General features: G+C 70.0%; 23 protein-coding genes. 5 read left to right on the top strand and 18 right to left on the bottom strand.

Features of this window, described 5'->3' with window-relative positions; all coding sequences use genetic code 11:
* Positions 1-4: 4 nt before the first annotated feature.
* The 6 genes from OG700_RS06225 to OG700_RS06200 form a co-directional block, all read right to left on the bottom strand.
* The gene (locus OG700_RS06225) at positions 5-760 is read right to left on the bottom strand and encodes an ABC transporter ATP-binding protein (RefSeq protein WP_405610094.1); all 756 of its coding nucleotides are present in this window, start codon (positions 758-760) and stop codon (positions 5-7) included.
* Positions 736-1,659 carry an ABC transporter permease gene (locus OG700_RS06220; RefSeq protein WP_405610091.1) on the bottom strand — a complete coding sequence of 308 codons (924 nt, stop codon included), beginning with the start codon at positions 1,657-1,659 and terminating at the stop codon, positions 736-738. Before OG700_RS06220 ends, OG700_RS06225 begins: the two co-directional genes overlap by 25 nt.
* Positions 1,656-2,732, bottom strand: a complete 1,077-nt coding sequence (locus OG700_RS06215) for an ABC transporter substrate-binding protein (RefSeq protein ID WP_405610088.1) — start codon at positions 2,730-2,732, stop codon at positions 1,656-1,658. Before OG700_RS06215 ends, OG700_RS06220 begins: the two co-directional genes overlap by 4 nt.
* Before the next feature lie 288 nt (positions 2,733-3,020).
* Positions 3,021-4,226 carry a sulfite oxidase gene (locus OG700_RS06210; RefSeq protein ID WP_405610085.1) on the bottom strand — a complete coding sequence of 402 codons (1,206 nt, stop codon included), beginning with the start codon at positions 4,224-4,226 and terminating at the stop codon, positions 3,021-3,023.
* Between the two features lie 140 nt (positions 4,227-4,366).
* Entirely contained in the window at positions 4,367-6,316 is a 1,950-nt protein-coding gene (locus OG700_RS06205) for an SMI1/KNR4 family protein (RefSeq protein WP_405610082.1), read from the bottom strand.
* 62 nt (positions 6,317-6,378) lie between these two features.
* On the bottom strand, positions 6,379-6,891 hold the full coding sequence (locus OG700_RS06200) for a GNAT family N-acetyltransferase (RefSeq protein ID WP_405610079.1): 513 nt from the start codon (positions 6,889-6,891) through the stop codon (positions 6,379-6,381).
* A 102-nt stretch (positions 6,892-6,993) separates the two neighbouring features.
* Here OG700_RS06200 and OG700_RS06195 point away from each other — a divergent pair, with 102 nt between their 5' ends.
* Positions 6,994-7,632, top strand: a complete 639-nt coding sequence (locus OG700_RS06195; RefSeq protein WP_405610076.1) for a TIGR03086 family metal-binding protein — start codon at positions 6,994-6,996, stop codon at positions 7,630-7,632.
* Between the two features lie 90 nt (positions 7,633-7,722).
* Positions 7,723-8,349 (top strand): DsbA family protein, encoded by a 627-nt coding sequence (locus tag OG700_RS06190; RefSeq protein ID WP_405610073.1) that lies wholly within the window; start codon positions 7,723-7,725, stop codon positions 8,347-8,349.
* Between the two features lie 37 nt (positions 8,350-8,386).
* Here OG700_RS06190 and OG700_RS06185 read toward each other — a convergent pair whose 3' ends face one another.
* From OG700_RS06185 to OG700_RS06135, 11 genes are all read right to left on the bottom strand, one after another.
* A complete protein-coding gene (locus tag OG700_RS06185) occupies positions 8,387-9,151 on the bottom strand; it encodes a sirohydrochlorin chelatase (RefSeq protein WP_405610070.1) in 765 nt (254 codons plus the stop codon).
* A gap of 5 nt (positions 9,152-9,156) precedes the next feature.
* Positions 9,157-10,140 carry an ABC transporter permease gene (locus OG700_RS06180; protein WP_405610067.1) on the bottom strand — a complete coding sequence of 328 codons (984 nt, stop codon included), beginning with the start codon at positions 10,138-10,140 and terminating at the stop codon, positions 9,157-9,159.
* On the bottom strand, positions 10,127-10,918 hold the full coding sequence (locus OG700_RS06175; RefSeq protein WP_405610064.1) for an ABC transporter ATP-binding protein: 792 nt from the start codon (positions 10,916-10,918) through the stop codon (positions 10,127-10,129). The genes OG700_RS06180 and OG700_RS06175 overlap by 14 nt, the downstream gene beginning before the upstream one ends.
* Positions 10,919-11,003: 85 nt before the next feature.
* The gene (locus OG700_RS06170; RefSeq protein ID WP_405610061.1) at positions 11,004-12,137 is read right to left on the bottom strand and encodes an ABC transporter substrate-binding protein; all 1,134 of its coding nucleotides are present in this window, start codon (positions 12,135-12,137) and stop codon (positions 11,004-11,006) included.
* A gap of 275 nt (positions 12,138-12,412) precedes the next feature.
* Entirely contained in the window at positions 12,413-13,780 is a 1,368-nt protein-coding gene (locus OG700_RS06165) for a sulfate adenylyltransferase subunit 1 (protein WP_405610058.1), read from the bottom strand.
* A 2-nt stretch (positions 13,781-13,782) separates the two neighbouring features.
* Positions 13,783-14,739 (bottom strand): sulfate adenylyltransferase subunit CysD, encoded by a 957-nt coding sequence (gene cysD, locus OG700_RS06160; RefSeq protein WP_405610055.1) that lies wholly within the window; start codon positions 14,737-14,739, stop codon positions 13,783-13,785.
* A complete protein-coding gene (gene cysC / locus OG700_RS06155; RefSeq protein WP_405610052.1) occupies positions 14,736-15,293 on the bottom strand; it encodes an adenylyl-sulfate kinase in 558 nt (185 codons plus the stop codon). The genes cysD and cysC overlap by 4 nt, the downstream gene beginning before the upstream one ends.
* Positions 15,293-15,994: a phosphoadenylyl-sulfate reductase gene (locus OG700_RS06150; protein ID WP_405610049.1), complete on the bottom strand. Its 702-nt coding sequence runs from the start codon at positions 15,992-15,994 to the stop codon at positions 15,293-15,295. The genes cysC and OG700_RS06150 overlap by 1 nt, the downstream gene beginning before the upstream one ends.
* Positions 15,991-16,203 (bottom strand): hypothetical protein, encoded by a 213-nt coding sequence (locus OG700_RS06145; RefSeq protein WP_405610046.1) that lies wholly within the window; start codon positions 16,201-16,203, stop codon positions 15,991-15,993. The genes OG700_RS06150 and OG700_RS06145 overlap by 4 nt, the downstream gene beginning before the upstream one ends.
* Entirely contained in the window at positions 16,200-17,897 is a 1,698-nt protein-coding gene (locus tag OG700_RS06140; RefSeq protein WP_405610043.1) for a nitrite/sulfite reductase, read from the bottom strand. Before OG700_RS06140 ends, OG700_RS06145 begins: the two co-directional genes overlap by 4 nt.
* Before the next feature lie 126 nt (positions 17,898-18,023).
* Entirely contained in the window at positions 18,024-18,107 is an 84-nt protein-coding gene (locus OG700_RS06135; RefSeq protein WP_356584885.1) for a putative leader peptide, read from the bottom strand.
* A 363-nt stretch (positions 18,108-18,470) separates the two neighbouring features.
* Between OG700_RS06135 and OG700_RS06130 the strand changes: the two genes are divergently transcribed.
* The 3 genes from OG700_RS06130 to OG700_RS06120 are packed head-to-tail and all read left to right on the top strand — an operon-like array spanning position 18,471 to position 20,886.
* On the top strand, positions 18,471-18,737 hold the full coding sequence (locus OG700_RS06130; RefSeq protein ID WP_405610040.1) for a hypothetical protein: 267 nt from the start codon (positions 18,471-18,473) through the stop codon (positions 18,735-18,737).
* Positions 18,737-19,699: an ATP-grasp ribosomal peptide maturase gene (gene tgmB / locus OG700_RS06125; protein ID WP_405610037.1), complete on the top strand. Its 963-nt coding sequence runs from the start codon at positions 18,737-18,739 to the stop codon at positions 19,697-19,699. The genes OG700_RS06130 and tgmB overlap by 1 nt, the downstream gene beginning before the upstream one ends.
* Before the next feature lie 59 nt (positions 19,700-19,758).
* A complete protein-coding gene (locus tag OG700_RS06120) occupies positions 19,759-20,886 on the top strand; it encodes a methyltransferase domain-containing protein (RefSeq protein ID WP_405610034.1) in 1,128 nt (375 codons plus the stop codon).
* Positions 20,887-20,915: 29 nt separating this feature from the next.
* Here OG700_RS06120 and OG700_RS06115 read toward each other — a convergent pair whose 3' ends face one another.
* Positions 20,916-21,170, bottom strand: coding sequence for a hypothetical protein (locus OG700_RS06115; RefSeq protein ID WP_405610031.1), 255 nt, complete (start codon positions 21,168-21,170; stop codon positions 20,916-20,918).
* Positions 21,171-21,197: the final 27 nt, after the last annotated feature.

Below are 21,197 nucleotides of genomic sequence, written 5' to 3'. Positions count from 1 at the left end.
GTCCTCAATCGCCGGACGGGCTCGGTTCGCCGTCGACCCCCAGCTCCGCCAGCAGGCTCTCCCGCAGCGCCGCGTACGCGGCGCTGCCGTGGGCGCGCGGGGTGGGCAGGGTCACCGGGATGTCCGCGCCGACGCGCCCCTCGGCGAGGACCACCACGCGGTCCGCGAGGACGATCGCCTCATCCACGTCGTGCGTCACCAGCAGGACCGCCGGCCGGTGCTTGGCGCACAGCCGGCGCAGCAGTACGTGCATCCGGATACGGGTCAGCGCGTCCAGCGCGCCGAACGGCTCGTCGGCGAGCAGCAGCCCGGGTTCGCGTACGAGTGAACGGGCCAGGGACACCCGCTGCTGTTCACCACCGGACAGTTCGACGGGCCACGCCTTCTCCCGTCCCGCCAGGCCGACTTCGGCGAGCGCGGCCCGGCCGCGCTCCACCGGGCCGGGTCCGTCGAGACCGAGGACGACGTTGTCGAGCACGCGCTTCCAGGGCAGCAGCCGGGCGTCCTGGAACACCACGGAGACCGGCTCGGGAGAGCTGAGTTCGCCGGTGCCGGTGACGTCGTGGTCGAGACCGGCGAGCGCGCGCAGCAGCGTGCTCTTGCCGGAGCCGCTGCGGCCGAGCAGCGCGACGAACTCCCCGGCGCCGACGTCGAGATCGAGACGGTCGAGGACGTCGCGGTCGCCGAAGGAACGGATCAGATTCCTGATCCGCACGACCTCGTGGTCCTGGGCGGTCAGCCCGCCAGGGTGCGTCGCCATGACAGCGTCCTCCGTTCGACGAGGCGGACCAGCGCGTCCGAGAGGAGCCCGAGGAGCCCGTACACGACCAGGCCGACGACGATGACGTCGGTCTGCCCGTACGTCCGGGCCAGCTCCATCATGTAGCCGATCCCGCTGGTGGCGTTGACCTGCTCGACCACCACCAGGGCCAGCCAGGCGCCGGTCACCGCGAACCGCATCCCCAGCAGGAATCCGGGCAGCGCGCCGGGCAGCACGACATGGCGCAGGAAGGCCGTACGGCTCAGCCGCACCGTCTCGGCCAGCTCGACGTAGCGGTTGTCGATGGTGCGCAGTCCGTTGTGCGTGTGGATGTAGACGGGCACGAAGACACCCAGGGCGATCGTGATGACCTTCATGGACTCGCCGATGCCGAACCACAGGATCAGCAGCGGGATCAGCGCGAGGGACGGGATGGCCCGCTTGATCTGTACCGGGCCGTCGATCACGCCTTCGGCGATCCTGCTGAGCCCCGACACGAGGGCCAGCAGCAGACCGGCGCCGACGCCGAACAGCAGCCCGAGCGCGGCGCGTTGGGCCGAGGTCGCGAGGTTGGACTGGAGCCGGCCGTTCTCGATCAGATCGCCCGCCGTCATGACCACTGTCCAGGGGGCCGAGAGGTTGCGGGCGTCGATGAGGCCGGTGGCGGAGCCCGCCGCCCAGACGGCGAGCAGCAGCAGGGGGCCGAGCGCCCAGCCGTACGGGACGGGGCGCCCCAGGCCGAGACGGCGGCGCGGCCCGAGCCGCCGGGGGCCGGGGGCGGTGTTCTTCGGGCGGGCGGATCCGACGGGACCGGGACCGGGACGTGGACGGGATCCAGGTTCCTTGTCCGTCAATTCGTCTTTGGCGACGGTGACTTCTTCGGCTGCCTCGGTGCTCATGATCCGGCTCCCGTCCCGGCTCCGGTGCCCGCGACCGCTTCGGCCCCGACCTTCTCGTAGCGGCGGTCGAAGAGGATCTCCGTGTCGAACGACTTCTGGTCGGTCTCCTTCGCCAGCAGGTCCACCGTCTTCTGCTGGTCGGCGATGGTCTGTGTCCAGTCGCCCGGAATGGCCGGGTGACCGCCGGTCTTGACCAGATACTCGCCGTCCTCGCGCGACAGCCCCTGGTCCTTCACGTAGTAGCCCTCGATCCATTCCTGCGGGTGCGTGTCGATCCAGACCTCCGCCTTGGCCCAGTAGGTGACGAACTCCCTTATGGCCGCCGCTTTCTGAGGGTCACTCACCGACGCCGTCGGTACCCAGAGATGACTCGGGTCGTCCCGCAGCCCGTGCGGGATCGTCTTGCCGCCGTCCTTGCCGTACTTCGCCGCATAGCGCTTGATGTTGACCCCGCCGAGCGGTGCGGCGTCGACCTGGTTGCCGCCGAGCGCGGTGGGATAGACATCACCGGTGCTCGGCAGCTCGACCAGCTTCACATCGCCCTTGGCGAGCCCCGCCTTGGCCAGGACGCGCAGTACGAGCGCGCCCTGGGCCTGTCCGGGGCTGTACGCGATCCGCTTGCCCCGCAGGTCAGAGAGGCTGTCGATAGCGGCACCCGGTGCGATGCCCAGCTCGTATATCGGGTCCTTGACCGGATCCGTACGGAACGCCGCGGCCACCAGCTTGGTGTCGAGCCCGGTCCAGTGGGCGTGGATCGACGGGATCTCGGCCGCCGAGCACACGTCCAGGGACTTGGCGCGGAATGCCTCGGAGCACTGCGGACCGCCGCTGAGATTCGCCCACTTCACCTTGAAGGGGAGTTTGTCGATCTGTCCGGACAGCTTGAGAGCCACCTCGATCTCCGGACTCCCGATCGTGATCTCGGTGTCCGGGTCCACCGTCCCCGGGATCTCGACAGCGGAGAGATCCTTCGAGGACGCGGTGGTGGTGGCGGTGTTGTCCGCGCAGCCGGTGAGCACGGCCGGGCTGATCAGGACGGTGGCGAGCAGGGCGGCACGGAGTGCTCTGGGCATGTCTGTTCCCGGGTTCTCTGAATTGCTGGAGCCGTCACGGAATGGGGCGGTGAGGTCAGCTACAGAGGGCGGTGGCGACGCGCATCAGATCGACGGCGCGTCGTTTGCTCAACCGCTGGGACAGGGACATGTGCGCGAAGCTAGCGGCGGTACGAAGCCGTGGGCAAGGGGCCCGGTCCGAATACGCGATACGGCAACGAGGGCTTCGTACCGCCGCTATACGTCCGACACACAACACGACGACCCAGGTCGATGGCTCAGATGGATGACTCAGGTCGACGACTCGGGTCAGCTCACCGTGACCGGGACTCTGATCATCGCGTCGAAGAGATAGCCCTGTGTGTTGGGCACCGAGCGCTCGGGCTGGGTGTTGCCCGCCGTGTCCGTGGCGCGCGCCAGCAGGTGCGTCCGCCCGGCGGTCCGCGGGTGCCAAGGCGCCGACCAGCGAACCCAGTTGTTACGGCGGGGCGTGTCCCGCAACCGCGCCCGCTGCCACCGGCCTCCGCCGTCGGTGCTGAACTCGACCTGGCGCACCGGCGCGTGGGCCGACCAGGCGCGGCCGGTCAGCTGATGGGTGCGCCCGGCGGCCAGCACGGTGTCCGGGGCGAGTTCGAAACCGGACTTGATGGTCTGCCGGGTCAGCGGGGCGCTGCCCCCGGGCGGGTACGACGGGCCGAACAGCCGGTAGAAGTCGGTGTTCCAGGGCGAACTCAGCGGCTCGGCGCTCACCTCGATGTCGCCCAGCCACTTGATGGAGGCGATCCCCACCCAGGACGGTACGACGACCCGTACCGGATACCCGTGGTCGTACGGCAGCGGCTCGCCGTTCATCTCGTACGCGAGGATCACGTCGTCCAGCGCCTTCGCCACCGGCAGCGGGCGGCGCACCCGGCCCAGGTTGACGCCCTCGGTGACATAGTCGGCGTCGAGTCCGCGGGGCATCACGTCGACCGCGTGCCCGCCGATCCCGGCATGGCGCAGCACGTCGGAGAGCCGCACGCCTCGCCAGCGGGCGACGCCGATCGCGCCGAGCGTCCACGCCGTGCCCGAGGCGGTGTCGCCCTGCTGCGAGGTGTAGAAGCTGCGGCCGTTGCCCGCGCACTCGACGGCCGCGTCGCGGGTGACGGAGGGGAGTCGGCGCAGCTGGTCGTACGTGAAGCGGGTCGGGCCGCCGCGCAGGCCGCTGCCCCACACCGTCAGACTCCAGGAACCCTTGTCCAGCACGGGAGTTGACGTGTGGTTGCGGACGAAGAAGTGCTCCACGGGGGTGTGGAGGCCGGTGTCGCGCAGGGCGGCGAAGCTGGCCTCGGCGTTGGTGCCGCGGATGGTGAACAGCTCGGGAGGCAGCGGCTTGACGATGCCGGGGGCGGCGCTGGGGGCCGCGGGGACGGTGTGCGCGCTGGGTGCGGCAGTCGCGGGCGGGGCCGTGGCCACCTGGGCGGCCACCGGGGCAGCCGCGAGCATCTTCAGCACGGAACGACGAGCAGGGGTCATCGCTTGACTCCTCGAAGGAGGGAGGGGAGGAACGGCGGGAGGGGGGAAGCAGGCGTCAGCGACAACAACAGCGGCGCGGTGCGAGGCGCGACATGACAGCCATGGGGGAATCGTAGACGCGGCCCCCCGCCCCGGTCAGCTCATTCCCGCACCAGGTTCAGGCTGATCACGGCGTACGTCTCCCCGTTCCCCGGCGCCCGCGTCCATGAGCGGCTGGTGAACGTGTGCAGCCGTCCGTTCGTGATCGCGTGGCGCGGCAGGTGGACACCGAACTCGCCGGTCACGGCCTCCAGCAGCGACCGTTCCGCCTCGGCGTGCCCCTCTCCCTCCACCTTCCCGGACCCGGAGCCGAAGAACCGGTCCGGGTCCAGTGCCCGTGGTATCTCTCCGGTTCGGTGTATCTCTGCGTCCGCGTACGTGAAGGCGTACCGCTCGGCACCGTCCCGCGCCACGGAGAGGTGGAAGAACGGGTTCCCGCGCCAGGTCCGCAGACCGCTCCACACGACCACCGCGCGGGCACCCGCGGCGGCGGCTGTGGCCGCGGCGGCGGCCGCTGCGGGGGAGACGAACCGCCGCGGGTCGAAGTGCGCGGGGTCGCCGTCGAAGGCGAAGCTCCAGCGGTCACCGGCCCGGCCGACCGACATCAGGGCCCTGTCGTCGTAGGACGAGAACTCCCTCTGTCCGCCGAGCGACCGGCGGCGTGCTTCGTCGGAGGTCATGGGATCGTCCAGCGCCGCCTCGTCCCCGTCCGCGAGACGTCCGGGCAGATCCTCCGGCGCCACACCCTCGACCAGGACGAACCGGTAGGACGTCAGGTTGTCGTGGGCGTCCGGGTCCGCGAGCCACGTCAGGTTGTCCGCGTCGAGGCCCGCCGACCGGGCCGGTGCCTCACCCGCCTGTCCACCCCTGGGGGTGGACAGCAGCTCGCGGCCCCGGTCCGGGGTCAGCAGGGGGCCGAGCAGGGGGTCGGCCACCCACCCCATCGGCGCCAGGTGGTCGGGACCCAGCGGTTGCCATAGCGGCAGAGCGTCCATCAGCGTCCGCCAGGCCCCGTCGGTGTCGCCCCACCGCGCCAGCTCCCGTGCCCGTTCGACCGCTTCCCCGAACGGTCCCGCCGCCGTGTACCGGTAGGTGCCGTCGCGCACCCGCTCCAGCGTCGCGTAGGCCGACGACACCACGTCGTCCCCGGCTCCCCGCAGATGGAACATCAGCGTGGAGTCGTCCCGGTACGAGTGCGCCGCGTGCTCGGCGACCAGCGACGGCAGCAACTCGGGTGCGTACCGCGGGTCGGTCACCACGTCCTCGAAGTACACCATGTACGTCTGTCCGAGCAGACGACGTATCTGGTCACCCAGCCCGACGGCCCGCGGCCTGCCGTACTCCTTCGCCTCGTCCAGCGTCCGCCCGGCCCGCTCCCACTCGCCGCGCAGCGCCATCAGCCGGGCCTTCTCCACCAAGGCGTCCAGCTCCCGCGTCGTGTCGTTGGCGAACTCCGGCTCCCCCTCGGTCCGGTGTGCCCGCAGGCTGTGGAACTCCCGGTGCATGTCCCGCATGAACTCGGCGAAGTTCGCGTACCGCTCGGGTGGCGCGGCCCGCCAGCCCGCCCACGTGTACACGGCCCACTCGCCGTCCTCGTCCACGTCCTCGGGATCCATGAGCACGTAGGTCGCGTCGGACTCCACTTCGAGCTGGAGCCCGCGCCGCCAGATCTCCGCGTCCCGCCGCTCGTCGGGCCCGGCGTCCTCGTCCAAATCCTCCTCGAACATGTCCGCGAGCCCGGACTCGTTGTCGTGCCAGCGCGCGTCCGTGGTCCCCGCCAGCAGCCAGACGAACCCGCCGGCGTGCTGCCACCCGTCGCTGACCTTGAGGAACTGCCGGTAGGACGGGGGCATTTGTCGACCGAGGCGCTTCTCCATGGCCACGATCCGTTCCTCGGAGGCCGGCGGGAAGCCCAACCACCGGCCCTGCCGGGCGGCTTCGTCCCCCTCGCTCCGCGTCTCGTCGTCGGACCGGGAATCCGACCAGTCCGACCACTCCCCGCTCCATCTGAGCAGGAACGGCCGCCAGTCGAACTCTGTCGTTTGCGTCATGCGCCCGATGCTCCCACGTGCCACTGACACCGCTCCGTGCTGACCGGTGGCCCCGCCGAGGATCAACGACGCCGGTGGGTGAGAAGGCTCGTGGCGGCGCCGCCGTCCTCCTCAGGAACGTCCCGTACATGTACGTATCCGAGCCGCGCGAGCAGTGCCAGCGAGGGCGTGTTCCGCGCGTCGACGGTGGCGTGGACCTCGGCCAGACCGAGGGTGTCGTGCCCGTACGCGGTGAGCGCCACGGCCAGTTCGCGGCCGAGCCCCTGGCCCTGGACGGCCGGCGCCAGCGCGTAGACCAGCTCATGACCGTCCAGCCAGGTCTCCGGCGACGGCTTGATCTCGGCGTGCCCGGCGTAGCGGCCGGCCTGCCGCACGGCCCACACGTCGAACCGGTTCGTGGGATACACATCGGTGAGGACCCGCCCGAACAGCGCCCGGTCGGCGGCTTCGCTCTGCGTCCCGTCGCCCATCCAGCGGGACACCCGGGTGTCCTGGAAGAGCGCGACGAAGTCGTCCTCGTCGGCGGGGACGTACGGGGACAGGGTGAGGCGCTCGGTACGCAGGTCGGGGGTCACGTTCCCGAACGCTAGGCGGGGCGCCACGCACACCGCAACCGGCTTCCGGGGCTGTCGCCTTTCTTCAAGACCGGCACTCGGGGCGTTCCTACCGTGGGGGACATGAACAGCGACATGAACAATGACACGAGCAGCGAAACGAACGGTGAAACGAGCAGCCCCGTCAAGACCGTGTACCCGGCGATGCGTGAGTGTGCCGCCGAGGCCGCCCGGATCGCGGGCCACGTACCCGCCGTCCGGCTCCCGGACCCCACACCGAGCGCCGACTGGGACGTCCGGGCCCTGGCCAACCACCTGGTGCTCCACACCTCGCACGGCCTGGAGCACCGCGCCCGGCGCACGGAGATGCCGGAGACACTCACCGCACGCGACTTCACGACGGACGCCGACTGGCCCCAGCGGTACCGGGTCGCACTGGACCGCGCCGTCACCGCGTGGGCCGATCCCACCGTCTGGGAGGGTGAGATCGGCGAGGGCGCCGGAGCGACCCCGGCCGCCTCCGTCGGCACTCTGATGACCCTCGAAATGGCCCTGCACGGCTGGGAGTTGGCGCGGGCCACCGGACAGGAGTTCCGTCTCTCCGAGGAGAGTGCCGCGTTCGTCCTGGGCGTCGTCGAGGAGTACGCCGAGATGTACCGGAAGTACGACGGCTTCGCCGACCCCGTGGCGGTCCCCGCGACGGCCGGGACCTTCGGCCGGGCACTCGCGGCGAGTGGCCGCGACCCGGAGTGGGCGGCCTGAGCCGGCTGGGGGCGCCGCGCCGAGTGGCCCACCTGATCGCCGTACGAATGGCCCGCAGAGTGGGGCCACCGTCCCGCTAGCCTCGGTGGTATGAGCGTTCGGGAACAGGAACACCGCACCACCGTCGACTTCTCCTTCGATCCCGCCTGCCCCTTCGCGTGGATCACCTCGCGCTGGATGCTGGAGGTCGAGCGGGAGCGCCCGCTCGACCTGCGCTTCCATGTGATGAGTCTCTACCTGCACAACGTCGGCAACGAACTGCCCGACTGGTACCGCGACCTGGTGGACCGGTCCATCGGACCGGTCCGGGTCGCCGTGGCCGCCGCCCAGCAGCACGGCGACGGCATCCTCCGCGACCTCTACACCGCGCTCGGCACCCGGATCCACGAGCGGAAGAACGAGGACTTCGACGCGGTCGTCGCCGAGGCGCTGGCCGAGCTGGGGCTGCCCGCCGCTCTCGCGGAGGCCGCACACGACCCGTCGTACGACGAGGCCGTACGCCGTAGCCACGACGCGGGCAAGGACCCGGCGGCCGATGCGTACGTCGGCACGCCGACCATCCAGGTCGACGGAACGGTCTGGTTCGGCCCGGTCCTGCGGGCGATCCCGCGCGGCGAGGACGCCGGGCGGCTCTTCGACAGCTTCCGGGTGCTCGCCGGTTACCCCGACTTCTTCGAGCTGAAGCGCACCCGCACCGGCGGCCTCGACTTCGGCTGACCGCCCTGCCGACCGCTCGGCTGACCGCCCCGGCAGATCAGGCGGACACCAGCAGCCGCGCGGTGCGCGCCGCCTCGTACCGCCGCACCAGCAGCCGCGCCAACTCCGGTGCGGGGCCCAGTACATCGGCCAGTACGTCCGCCCCCGACCCGTGCGCGCCCCGCGCGATGCGGTCGGGCAGGCGGCCGGGCGCGATCACGTACGGGGCCACGGCCACCCGCCGTACCCCCTCCGCCCGCAGCTCGCGCACCGCGTCCTCGGTGCGCGGCAGCGAAGCGGAGGCGAACGCGGGCCGCACGGCACACCAACCGGTGCGCCGCCACTCCCGCGCGACATGAGCGATCACCGCGATCGCCTCCGGGTCCGATGAGCCGGCCGAGGCCAGCACGACCCCGGTCGAGCCCTTGTCGCCGGGCCGGAGCCCGGCCTCGTACAGCCGGCGCTCCAGCGCCGCCGTCAGCAGCGACGACGGGCCGAGGACATCGGCCTGCCGCACGGCGAGCCTGGGCAGCCGCGCCCGCGCCTCGCGCAGCACGGCCGGGATGTCGGACTTGGCGTGGAAGGCGCGGGTCAGCAGCAGCGGGAGCGCCACCACGTCCCGTACGCCCTCCGCGTCCAGCCGCTCCAACACCGCAGGCGCCGAAGGGGTGTTGAAGTCCAGGAAGCCCGCCTCCACCCGCAGCCCCGGCCGCAGCGCGCGCACCCGGCGCAGCAGGGCACGCACGGTCGCGGCGTGCCGCGGGTCGCGGCTGCCGTGCGCGACGACGACGAGTACGGGTCGGTGGCCGGGGTTACGGGGCACGGGCGTCAGCTCCTGACCAGGAGGCCGCGACTGCGCAGGACGCGGCGCTCCAGGGGCGAGAAGAACAGCAGGTCGATGCCGATACCGACGATCAGGATGAGGATGATCGTGGCCAGCACACCGGACATGTCACTGTAGGTGCGGAAGTTCTCCATGAGCTGGCCGAGTCCCGTACCGAGGTCGGGCGAGCTGGCGATCAGCTCGGCGGCCATCAGCGAACGCCAGGAGAACGCCCAGCCCTGCTTCAAGCCTGCCAGATAGCCGGGCAGCGCGGCGGGCAGCAGGACATGCCGGATGCCGTTGACGCCGGTGGCGCCGATGGTCCGGCCGGCCCGCAGATACAGCGGCGGGATCTGGTCGACGCCGGCCACCAGGCCGTTGGCGATGGACGGTACGGCCCCGAGCAGCACCACGGCGTAGATCGTCGCGTCGGTCAGACCGAACCAGATGATCGCCGCGGGCACCCAGGCCACCGAAGGCAGGGACTGGAGCCCGGACAGGATCGGGCCGATCGCGGCCCGTACCACCTTGACCCGCGCGACCAGCAGCCCGAGCGGCGTACCGATGGCGACGGAGACGGCGAAGCCCAGCGCGCCGCGCGAGACGCTGGTCCAGATGTAGCCGAGCAGCGTGCCGTCCAGCCACATCTTCTCGATGGAGTGCCAGACGTCGAGCGGCCCCGGCAGTACGTAGTCGGGCTTGAGGTCGGAGGCGGCGGCGAGCTGCCAGAGCGTGACCACCAGGACGACCGCCACGAGCGGCGGGACGATCTTGGAGAGCAGGACACTGCCCAGCGACACGCGCTCGGCGGTCCTGGTCTCCAGGGCGTCCAGACCGGCCTCCAGGCCCGCCAGGTCTTCCTTGGACACCTTCTCGGGCACCTTCTTCGACACCTTCGTGCCGGACGTGCCGCCCCCGGAAGCCCCGGAAGCCCCGGAGGCCCCGGAACGTCCGGAAGCCCCGGAAGTGCCCGTTTCAGTGCTGGCCATGTCGGCGAATCTCCCCCCGCAGCTCTTCGGTGATCTCCACGGACAGGTCGGCCACCGCGGCGTCCTCGATCCGGCGCGGCTGCGGGATGTCGATGCGCCACTCCCGCGCGATCCGCCCCGGCCGGGACGACATCAGCACCACGCGCTCGGCGAGCCGCACCGCCTCGCGGACGTTGTGCGTGACGAAGAGGACCGACACGTTCGTCTCGGCCCAGATCCGGGTCAGTTCCTCGTGGAGTACGTCGCGGGTGATGGCGTCGAGCGCGGCGAACGGCTCGTCCATCAGCAGCAGTTGGCTGTCCTGCGCCAGTGCGCGGGCCAGCGCGACCCGCTGGCGCATACCGCCGGACAGCTCGTGCACCCGCTTGCCGTACGCGCCCTTCAGCCGGACCAGTTCGAGCAGCCGCTCGGCCTCCCCGCGCCGCTCGGCCTTGGGCATGCCACGCATCTTCAGGGCGAGTTCGATGTTCTTGCCCGCGGTGAGCCACGGGAACAGCGCGTGCTCCTGGAACATCAGGGCGGGCCGGCCGCCGGGGACGTCGATCGCCCCCGACGACGGCAGGTCGAGCCCGGCGACCAGGTTGAGCAGAGTGGATTTGCCGCAGCCGGACGCCCCCAGCAGGGTCACGAACTCGCCGTGCGCCACCTCGATGCTGACGTCGTCCAGCACGAGCTGCCGCGCGCCGGGCCGGCCGAACGACTTGGACACATGGTCGAGACGGGTGGCGTACGGCTGTGTGTCGACCGTTGCGGCCGGCTTGACGAGTGCGGTGGCCATGAGTCACACCTCCTGGGGTCCTGAGGGCGGTCCGGTTGCGGGCGGGTCGGGTGACTGTGCGTCGGGTGACTGTGCGTCGGGGTGACTACTCGACGCCGAGACCGGCGTCGTCGATAGCGGGCTTGCCCTCCGCCTTCAGCACCTTGTTGAGCGGCGTCAGGTCGTAGATGCCGTCGAGCAGCGGGTCTTCGAGCAGGCCCGCCTTCACCGCGTGCTCGGACGACACGCTCAGCGTGGCGGCCAGCGGGTCGTCGGTGATGTCGACGTTGTTCCACGCCGGGTCGATCACCTCGGGCGGCAGCGCCGCCCCCGAGTCCGCCTTGAGCTTGGCGTTGGCCGCGGCCTTGGCCTCGTCCGGGTTCTCGTTGATCCAGGCGTTCGTCTTCACCGAGCCGCGCAGTACGGCCTCGACCACGTCCGGGTGCTCCTTGAGGAACTTCTGGGAGACGATCACGTTCGTGATGACGAACTTGCCGTCCTTCCACAGCTTCTTCTCGTCCAGCAGCACCGAACCGCCGCCCGCGACCAGCTTCGACGCGGTCGGCTCGGGCACCCACGCGCCGTCCAGCGAACCGGACTCGAAGGACGCGGGGATCTGCTTGTTGTCCTGCCGGATGACGGTGACGTCACCCTTGCCGGTGTTGGTGTCGACCTTCAGGCCCTTGTCCGACAGGTAGTTGAGCAGCGCCACGTCCTGCGTGTTGCCGAGCTGCGGTGTCGCGATGCGCTTGCCCTTGAGGTCGTCCAGGGACTTGATCTTCTTCGGGTCGACGACGAGCGAGACACCGCCGGAGGCCGAGCCGGAGATGATCCGCAGGTTCTGGCCCTTCGACTTCGTGAAGCCGTTGATCGAGGGGGAGGGGCCGATCCAGCCGATGTCGATCGCGCCCGCGTTGAGCGCCTCGATCTCCGAGGGACCCGCGTTGAAGACCTGCGGCTTGATCTTGGTGCCGCCCAACTCCTTCTGGATCAGGCCCTCCTGGAGGCCGACCAGCGCGGTGGCGTGCGTGATGTTGGCGAAGTACCCGATCTTCACCTCGCCGAGGCCGCCTATCTTCTCGCCTTTGGCGGCGGGGGCGGTCTTCTCGTCCTGCTCGCTCTCGGAGCCGTAGCCGCAGGCGCCGAGGACCAAGGCGAGCAGGGGCAGGGCCGCGACCGCGGCAAGGGTACGCCGGCGGCGCGGGACGGTACGGCGCGGGACGGTACGGGTGGCTGGCACGGGAGGGGTTCCTCTCGTCGGCCCGCGCTCACGTCCCTCGGTGACGAGGCGGCGTGGCCGGGCGGTCGGCGGTGTCGGAAGGTCTTCGGCGGAACAGATGCGGCGGGCGTGACAGCGGCGGGCGTGACACGGCGGTCCCGCCGGTGCTCTGGGCGCGCGTGCGGTGCGCGTACGTCAGCGCGCACATCGCGCCACCCCGCCGGTCCCCGCGCCGAGGGCGCCGCTGCCGACCCGGCCGCCCTCCTTCGCGAACGTCGCGTACACGTCCCTGGGCATCAGAAGTCCCAGCCCTCGTCGCCGGCGGTGGTGTCCGCGGCCGGGGCGGGCGGCGGTTCGGCGGCGAACGAGTCGCCCGCCATGCCGGCCGCCAGCGTGGTGCCGTCGGCCGGGTCGATCAGCAGGAAGGAGCCGGTACGGCGCGAGTCGCGGTACGCGTCGAGCGCCAGCGGCTCGGCCGTACGGACGACGACCCGGCCGATGTCGTTGGCGACGAGCTGTCCGGGAGCGGGGTGCTGGGACAGGTCGTCCAGGGTGAGCCGGGACGGGATGTCCTTGACGATCGCCTTCACCGTGCGGGTCGTGTGCTTCAGCAGCACCCGCTGGCCCACGGTCAGCGGCCGGTCGGCGACATGGCAGACGGTCGCCTCGACGTCCCGGGTGATGGCGGGGACACCGGAGCTGGGCGCGATCAGATCGCCGCGCGAGACGTCCACGTCGTCGCTGAGACGGATCGTCACCGACTGCGGCGCCCACGCGATGTCGACGCTCTCGCCGAGCGCGTCGATGCCCTCGATGGTGCTGGTGCGGCCGGACGGCAGTACGGTCACCGCCTCGCCGACGCGCAGTACGCCGGAGGCGATCTGGCCCGCGTAGCCGCGGTAGTCGGGGTGTTCGGCGCTCTGCGGCCGGATCACGTACTGGACGGGGAAGCGGGCCGGGCAGCCGGACAGGTCGTGGCTGACGGCGACGGTCTCCAGGTGTTCCAGGACGGTCGGCCCGCCGTACCAGTCCATGTTCGCCGACGGCTCCACCACGTTGTCCCCGGCCAGCGCCGAGATCGGGATCGCGGTGACCTCGGGGACGCCGAGCGAGGCGGCGTACGCGGTGAACTCCTCGGCGATCGTGGCGAACACGGGCTCCGCGTACGCCACGAGGTCCATCTTGTTGACGGCCAGCACCACGTGCGGAACCCGGAGCAGGGCCGCGACCGCCGCGTGCCGGCGGGTCTGCTCGACCACTCCGTTGCGCGCGTCGACCAGCACGACGGCGAGTTCGGCGGTGGAGGCGCCGGTCACCATGTTCCGCGTGTACTGCACATGCCCGGGGGTGTCGGCGAGGATGAACCGGCGGCGGGGCGTGGCGAAGTAGCGGTACGCGACATCGATGGTGATGCCCTGCTCGCGCTCGGCGCGCAGCCCGTCGGTGAGCAGCGCCAGATCGGGGGTGTCCTGGCCGCGGCCGAGCGAGGCGCGCTCGACGGCCTCCAACTGGTCGGTGAGCACGGACTTCGAGTCGTGCAACAGCCGCCCCACCAGCGTGGACTTGCCGTCGTCCACGGATCCGGCGGTGGCGAAGCGCAGCAGGGTGGTGGCCGACAGCTGTTCGGCGAGCTGCTCGGTGGCCGGGTGCCCGGTGGTCGTCATGGTTAGAAGTACCCTTCGCGCTTGCGGTCTTCCATGGCGGCCTCGGACATCTTGTCGTCGGCGCGGGAGGCGCCCCGCTCGGTGAGGCGGGAGGCGGTGATCTCCGTGATGACGGCGTCCAGCGTGGTGGCCTCGGAGTCGACGGCGCCCGTGCAGGACATGTCGCCGACGGTGCGGTAACGCACCAGACGGGTCTCGGTGGGCTCGCCGTCCTTGGGACCGCCCCAGTCGCCGGCCGTCAGCCACATGCCGTGACGGTTGAAGACCTCGCGCTCGTGCGCGAAGTAGATCTCGGGCAGTTCGATGCCCTCACGTGCGATGTACTGCCACACGTCCAGCTCGGTCCAGTTGGACAGCGGGAAGACCCGCACGTGCTCGCCGGGCGCGTGCCGTCCGTTGTAGAGCTGCCACAGCTCCGGGCGCTGCCGGCGCGGGTCCCACTGCGAGAACTCGTCGCGCAGCGAGAACACCCGCTCCTTCGCCCGCGCCTTCTCCTCGTCGCGGCGGCCACCGCCGAAGACCGCGTCGAACCGCTCGGCCTGGATCTTCTCCGTCAGCGGCACGGTCTGGAGCGGGTTACGGGTGCCGTCCGGGCGCTCGCGCAGCGTCCCCGCGTCGATGTACTCCTGCACGGACGCCACATGCAGGCGCAGCCCGTGCTCGGCCACCGTACGGTCGCGGTAGGCCAGCACCTCGGGGAAGTTGTGCCCGGTGTCGACGTGCAGCAGCGTGAAGGGCACCGGCGCCGGCGCGAACGCCTTCAGCGCCAGACGCAGCATGACGATGGAGTCCTTGCCGCCGGAGAAGAGGATCACCGGCCGCTCGAACTCACCCGCCACCTCACGGAAGATGTGCACACCCTCCGACTCCAGGGCGTCCAGATGGCTCAGGGCGTACGGCGCCTCGCTGCCGCCGGTGCCTTCGGTTCCGTCGGTCACGGATGCGACGGTCGTCGTCATCGGGCCAGACCCCTCTCGGTGAGCAGCGCGTGCAGCGCCGCCGCGGACTCCTGCACGGACTGCGTGTGCGACTCGATCCGCAGGTCTGGCTCCTCGGGCGCCTCGTAGGGGTCGTCGACGCCGGTGAGACCGCTGATCTCGCCGGCCGCCTGCTTCGCGTACAGGCCCTTCACGTCCCGTACGGAGCACACCTCGACCGGAGTCGCGACATGCACCTCCAGATACGCGGTGCCCTCGCTCTGGTGGCGCTTGCGCACCGCCTCGCGGCTGTCGGTGTACGGCGCGATGACCGGCACCAGCGCCTTGACGCCGTTCGACGCCAGCAGTTCGGCGACGAAGCCGATCCGCTGCACATTGGTGTGCCGGTCCTCGCGGCTGAAGCCGAGGCCCGCGGAGAGGAATTCGCGGATCTCGTCGCCGTCCAGGACTTCTACCCGGTGGCCCTGGGCGCGCAGTCGGTCCGCCAGCGCGACGGCGATGGTGGTCTTGCCCGCGCTGGGCAGCCCGGTGAGCCAGATCGTCGCGCCCTGCTCGGTGGCGTCCGTCGCGCTCATCAGTGCAGCCCGCATTCGGTCTTGGAGTTGCCGGCCCAGCGGCCGGCGCGGGCGTCCTCGCCGGCCAGTACGCGGCGGGTGCAGGGCGCGCAGCCCACGGAGGCGTAACCGTCGTGAAGCAGCGGGTTGGTGAGGACGCCGTGTTCGGCGACGTACGCCTCCACGTCGTCCTGCGTCCAGCGGGCGATCGGCGAGACCTTGACCTTGCGGCGCTTGGCGTCCCAGCCGACGACCGGGGTGTTCGCGCGGGTCGGCGACTCGTCGCGGCGCAGGCCCGTCGCCCAGGCGTCGTACGCCGTCAGCCCCTCTTCGAGGGGCTTGACCTTGCGCAGGGCGCAGCACAGGTCGGGGTCGCGGTCGTGCAGCTTCGGGCCGTGCTCGGCGTCCTGTTCGGCGACGGTGCGGCGCGGGGTGAGCGTGATGACGTTGACGTCCAGCACGGCGGCGACGGCGTCGCGGGTGCCGATCGTCTCGGGGAAGTGGTAGCCGGTGTCGAGGAAGACCACGTCGACGCCGGGCAGGGCGCGGGAGGCGAGGTGGGCGACCACCGCGTCCTCCATGGAGGACGTGACGCAGAAGCGGGGGCCGAAGGTGGTGGTGGCCCAGGTCAGGATCTCCAGGGCGGAGGAGTCCTCGAGTTCGCGGCCCGCGCGTTCGGCGGCCTTGCGCTGATCGTTGTCGGTCCCGGTGAGAGCCGTCATATCCGTTCCTCTCCGTCGTCTGTTCCGGCGCCCGTTGCCTCGTTCGTCGCCTCGTTCGTCGCCAGGCCGCGGGTCAGCAGCCCGAGGAACTTGAGCTGGAAGGCCCGGTTGCAGGCCGCGCATTCCCAGGCGCCGTGGCCCTGTTCGTTCGGGCGCAGATCCTCGTCACCGCAGTAGGGGCAGTAGAACGGGGCGGCGCGCTCGCTCACGACAGCGCCTCCTCGGACGCGCGGGCCGCCCAGGTGGCGAAGCGCTCGTCGGCCTCGCGCTCCTTGCTGAAGCGTGTGAGTACCCGCTCGACGTAGTCGGGGAGTTCGGCGGCGGTGACCTTCAGCCCGCGCACCTTGCGGCCGAACGCGGGCTCCAGCCCGAGCGCGCCGCCCAGGTGCACCTGGTAGCCCTCGACCTGATTGCCGTCGCCGTCCAGCATCAACTGGCCCTTGAGACCGATGTCCGCGACCTGGATGCGGGCGCAGGCGTTGGGGCAGCCGTTGACGTTGATGGTGATCGGCTGGTCGAAGTCGGGGATACGGTGCTCCAGTTCGTCGATCAGCGAGGCGCCGCGCGCCTTGGTCTCGACGATGGCCAGCTTGCAGAACTCGATACCGGTGCAGGCCATCGTGCCGCGCCGGAACGGCGACGGCTTGACCCGCAGGTCGAGCGATTCCAGCCCCGCGACGAGCGAGTCGACCTGCTCCTCGGCCACGTCGAGCACGATCATCTTCTGCTCGACGGTGGTCCGCACCCGGCCGGAGCCGTGCTCCTCGGCGACGTCCGCGATCTTCTTCAGGGTCGGGCCGTCCACCCGGCCGACACGCGGCGCGAACCCGACATAGAAGCGGCCGTCCTTCTGCCGGTGCACACCGACGTGGTCGCGCCACTCCTCGACGGGCCGCGCGGGCGCGGGACCGTCGATCAGCGTCCGCTTCAGATACTCGTCCTGGAGGATCTGGCGGAACTTCTCCGTACCCCAGTCGGCGAGAAGGAACTTCAACCGGGCTCGGGTACGCAGCCGCCGGTAGCCGTAGTCGCGGAAGATCCCGATCACCCCGGCCCATACGTCGGGGACCTCGTCCAACGGGACCCAGGCGCCGAGCCGTTGGCCGATCTTGGGGTTGGTCGACAGCCCGCCGCCGACCCACAGATCGAAGCCGGGGCCGTGCTCGGGGTGTTCGACACCGACGAAGGCGATGTCGTTGATCTCGTGCGCGACATCGAGCAGCGGCGATCCTGAGATGGCCGTCTTGAATTTACGCGGGAGGTTGGAGAACTCCTTGGTGCCGATGAACCGGGCGTTGATCTCGTCGATCGCCGGGGTGCCGTCGATGATCTCGTTCTCGGCCACACCGGCGACCGGGGAGCCGAGGATCACCCGGGGCGTGTCACCGCAGGCCTCCGTGGTCGACAGGCCGACATCCTCCAGCCGCCGCCAGATCTCGGGGACGTCCTCGATCCGGATCCAGTGCAGCTGGATGTTCTGCCGGTCGGTGATGTCGGCCGTGTCCCGGCCGAACTCGTGCGAGATCTGGCCGATGACGCGCAGTTGCTCGGTGGTCAGCCGGCCGCCGTCGATCCTGACCCGCAGCATGAAGTACTTGTCGTCCAGCTCCTCCGGCTCCAGGATCGCGGTCTTGCCGCCGTCGATGCCGGGCTTGCGCTGGGTGTACAGCCCCCACCAGCGCATCCGTCCCCGCAGATCCGCGGGGTCGATCGAGTCGAATCCGGCCTTGGAGTAGATCGTCTCAATGCGTGTCCGCACATTGAGACCGTCGTCGTCCTTCTTGGCCTGCTCGTTGGCGTTGAGGGGAGTGAAGTGACCCACGGCCCACTGCCCCTCGCCGCGGTGACGGCTCACCTTGCGGCGGGGCGTGGCGGCAGGGGGCTTCTCGGGAGTGGCGGCCATGGCTGGATACGTCCTTCGGGGCTACGGAGGGCGGCTCTGACCTGCACACATGGGCTGACGACGCAGCGGTGCGCAGCGGGAATCCGAGCGGGGGAGGGCAGAGCGGAACGGCGGGGGCTGTGGTGGTCAGCTCGCCCGACAGATGGCGCTGGACATGCGGCCGAGATCGACGTGCCGCCGACTCACCAAGGCAATTCCAGCTGTAGACATGGGGGGAAGCCTGGCACGCGGATCTGAGGCCAGTCCACCACGATCCACGATGTGGACGAGACTGTCCCGCTATGCGAGATGGGGTGTGAGGTGGGGCCAGGGGCAGGGTCGCACGGCCGGCTGAGGGGGCGCATTGGGGCACTCGGACGGCCAGTTCCGTGAGCGCCTGTGGGAACTGCCCGAGGAGGGGAAGGATCAGCGCGACCACTACCGCGCTCAGTCGCCGAGCCCTCGGGAAGCCGACGAGTTCGAGACCGCGCAAGAGCAGGAGGGGGAACAATGCCCACGCAAACTCCCACGGAACACGGCGGTGTTGACGCGCCCTGGCACCGGCCGGAAGGTCGCTTCCCGTTGGATCAGGACATGCCTCATGTTCTGCCGGATCTGACGGGGTCCGGTGGAGCGGCCCCATTCGCCTTCCGGTTCCTCACTTCGGTGAGCGGCTCGGGCGGTGTTCTGACCAGTGACATCGAGTATGACGAGGAGACCCAGACCAGCACCTACGACGATCTGCCGCCGGGCATCTTCATGACGAAGAATCCGCCGATGACCTATTTCACGACCGAGGCCACGACGACCACGCCTGAGCGGACGGACGCGAAGGACGACCCGGGGCCGAGTGACGACTGATGACCGATGCCGGAACAGTTCTCGTTTTGGCGGGCCGCTTCGATCCGACGGCGGATCTGGCGATTGAGGAGCTGAACCGGCGTGCGGTGCCTGTGTTCCGGGCCGACGTGTCAGAGTTCCCGGCGGGGCTGGCTCTGGCTGCCAGTCTCACCGGGGACGGTTGGCGCGGCACGCTCGGTAACGGCCGCCGGACCCTTCAACTGGAGGGGGTCCGTTCCGTGTACTGCCGTCGTCCCACTCGTCCGCGGTTTCCGGAAGGCATGTCGGCGGACGCGCGAAAGGTCGCTGAGCGAGAAGCCCGACTGGGTTTTGGCGGACTGCTGACTGCGCTTCCGTGCCGGTGGTTGTCTCCGCCCGGGAACGCGGCAGATGCCGAGCACAAACCGCTGCAACTCCGTATCGCGGCTGAGTCCGGGCTCAGCGTGCCGCGTACGCTCATCACAAACGACCCGGATGCCGCAAAGCGCTTCGCCGACGACATCGGGCGACTGGTGTACAAGCCGTTCTACCCTGTGCGCGGCATCGTGGACGGCAGTACGGCGGCCGTATACACCAGCATCGTGGACCCCCGATTCCTGCCGCATCCGGATATCGCCACGACTGCGCATCTCTTTCAAGAATGGGTACCGAAGGCGCATGAAGTCCGCCTAACCGCAGTGGGGGACCGGTTGTTCGCTGCAGAGATCCACGCGGATTCGGAACGAGGGCATGTGGACTGGCGTAGCGATTATGAAAGCCACACCTACCGTGTGTGTGAGCCTCCGGTTGAGGTGGCGGCGGGAGTGAATCGAATGCTGGATCGACTCGGATTGCCTTATGGGGCATTCGATTTTGTCGTGACACCCGAATGCGAGTGGATTTTTCTGGAGGTGAATCCGTCCGGGCAGTACGGATTCATCGAAGTGGCGACCGGTCTGCCCATCACTGCTGCGATCGCCGACTATTTGGAAGGGGAGACGTGACGGCCCCATTGGAAGACAGCCAGCGGCTCCTGCAAGCGCGTATCAGCCTGGTCAGGAGCATGGAACGGGGTAGTGCCGTGCTGTCGGCCCGTCTGGCCGAAGTATTCCTGAACGTGCCGCGTCATCCCTTCGTCCCGGTCTTCTATCGAAGAGACGGAGACCGGTTCACACCCTGGAGCAGCACGGCGCCGGACGCCGACGCCTGGTTGGCACAGGTGTACTCGGACGACTCGCTCATCACCGAAGTGGACGGAGTGCACGCGGAGGACGCCGGGCCGGAAGGCGTGAGCGGAGTGCCCACCTCGTCTTCGACCGCCCCGAGCCTCATGGCTGACATGCTCGATGCCCTGGACGTACGGCCAGGGCACCGCGTCATGGAGATTGGGACCGGCACCGGATACAACGCCGCGCTGTTGTTCCGACTGACGGGCGGGACGGGCGGGGGGTCTGTCACCACCGTGGACTACTCAAGACGTCTCACCACCACGGCCAGGACCCGGCTCAACGCACTCGGTCTGGCCCCCGACGTCAGGTGCGGGGACGGGGTGGAGGGTGTCCCGGGCGGAGCGCCCTTCGATCGCGTCATCGCGACCTGCTCGGTGCGGCGCATCCCCACTGCGTGGTTCCACCAGTGCGCGCCGGACGGGCTCATGGTCGTACCGATCAAGGGAGCCCTGGCCGGAGGTGTGATCGCTCGGCTCCAGAAACTCCCGGACGGGACGGCCGCCGGGCGGATCATGCACACCCCGGCAGCGTTCATGCCTCTTGTCTCCGGTCCGGAGGAGACCACGAAGATCCCTCAACGAATGGAGGGAGCGCACCGCGACTCGAATCTGTCCGGAAGCGTTCTGGACGACTGGACTTTCTCGTTCTTCGCCGAACTGCACATGTCCGTGACGACTGTTCGCGACTATCACCGGGGACCCGAAGGCGGGCATGTGACCGTCCTGTTCGACCCGCTGGACGGCTCTTACGCGCGCGTCGCGGATCGCGGCTCGGACCCCGGCGCCACCGCGGTCCTCACCCGCGGTCCTCGGGACCTCTGGGCGCCGATCGAGAAGGCGCACGAGCACTGGCTGAGTCTCCACAGGCCACGGCGTGAGTGGTTCACGATGAAGGCTGCACCGCACAAGCAGACCGTCAGCTATGTGATGCCTGACGGGCGGGAGACACACTGGGATCTCTGAGTTCGAAGTACCGGAAGACCTGGACGGGATCAGAGCATCGGCCGGCGTTGCTGGTGCAGCTTGGCGAGTGCGGCGATCTGTCGTCGCTCGTACGGTGTCCCTGGCCGCAACGAAACCCGGGACGCCTGCCAGTTGAGACCGGAGGGGCGAAGCAGGTGGACCAACGGGCCGGAGAAGGCGATGATCTTGGCGACCATGTCCTGTCGCCTGTCAAAGACAATCATTCCGATGCGCAGTCCGTGCCGGGCGGACTCCCGGGCGGGCTTCGGTGTCTTGGGTATCACGTCAAGTCTCCCTTGCTAGAGACGACT

Origin of the sequence: Streptomyces sp. NBC_01508 (genome assembly GCF_045040315.1) — a bacterium.
Classification (GTDB): Bacteria; Actinomycetota; Actinomycetes; order Streptomycetales; family Streptomycetaceae; genus Streptomyces.
Note: the sequence above shows the minus strand (reverse complement) of the source record. Positions and strands in the feature narration are given on the sequence as shown.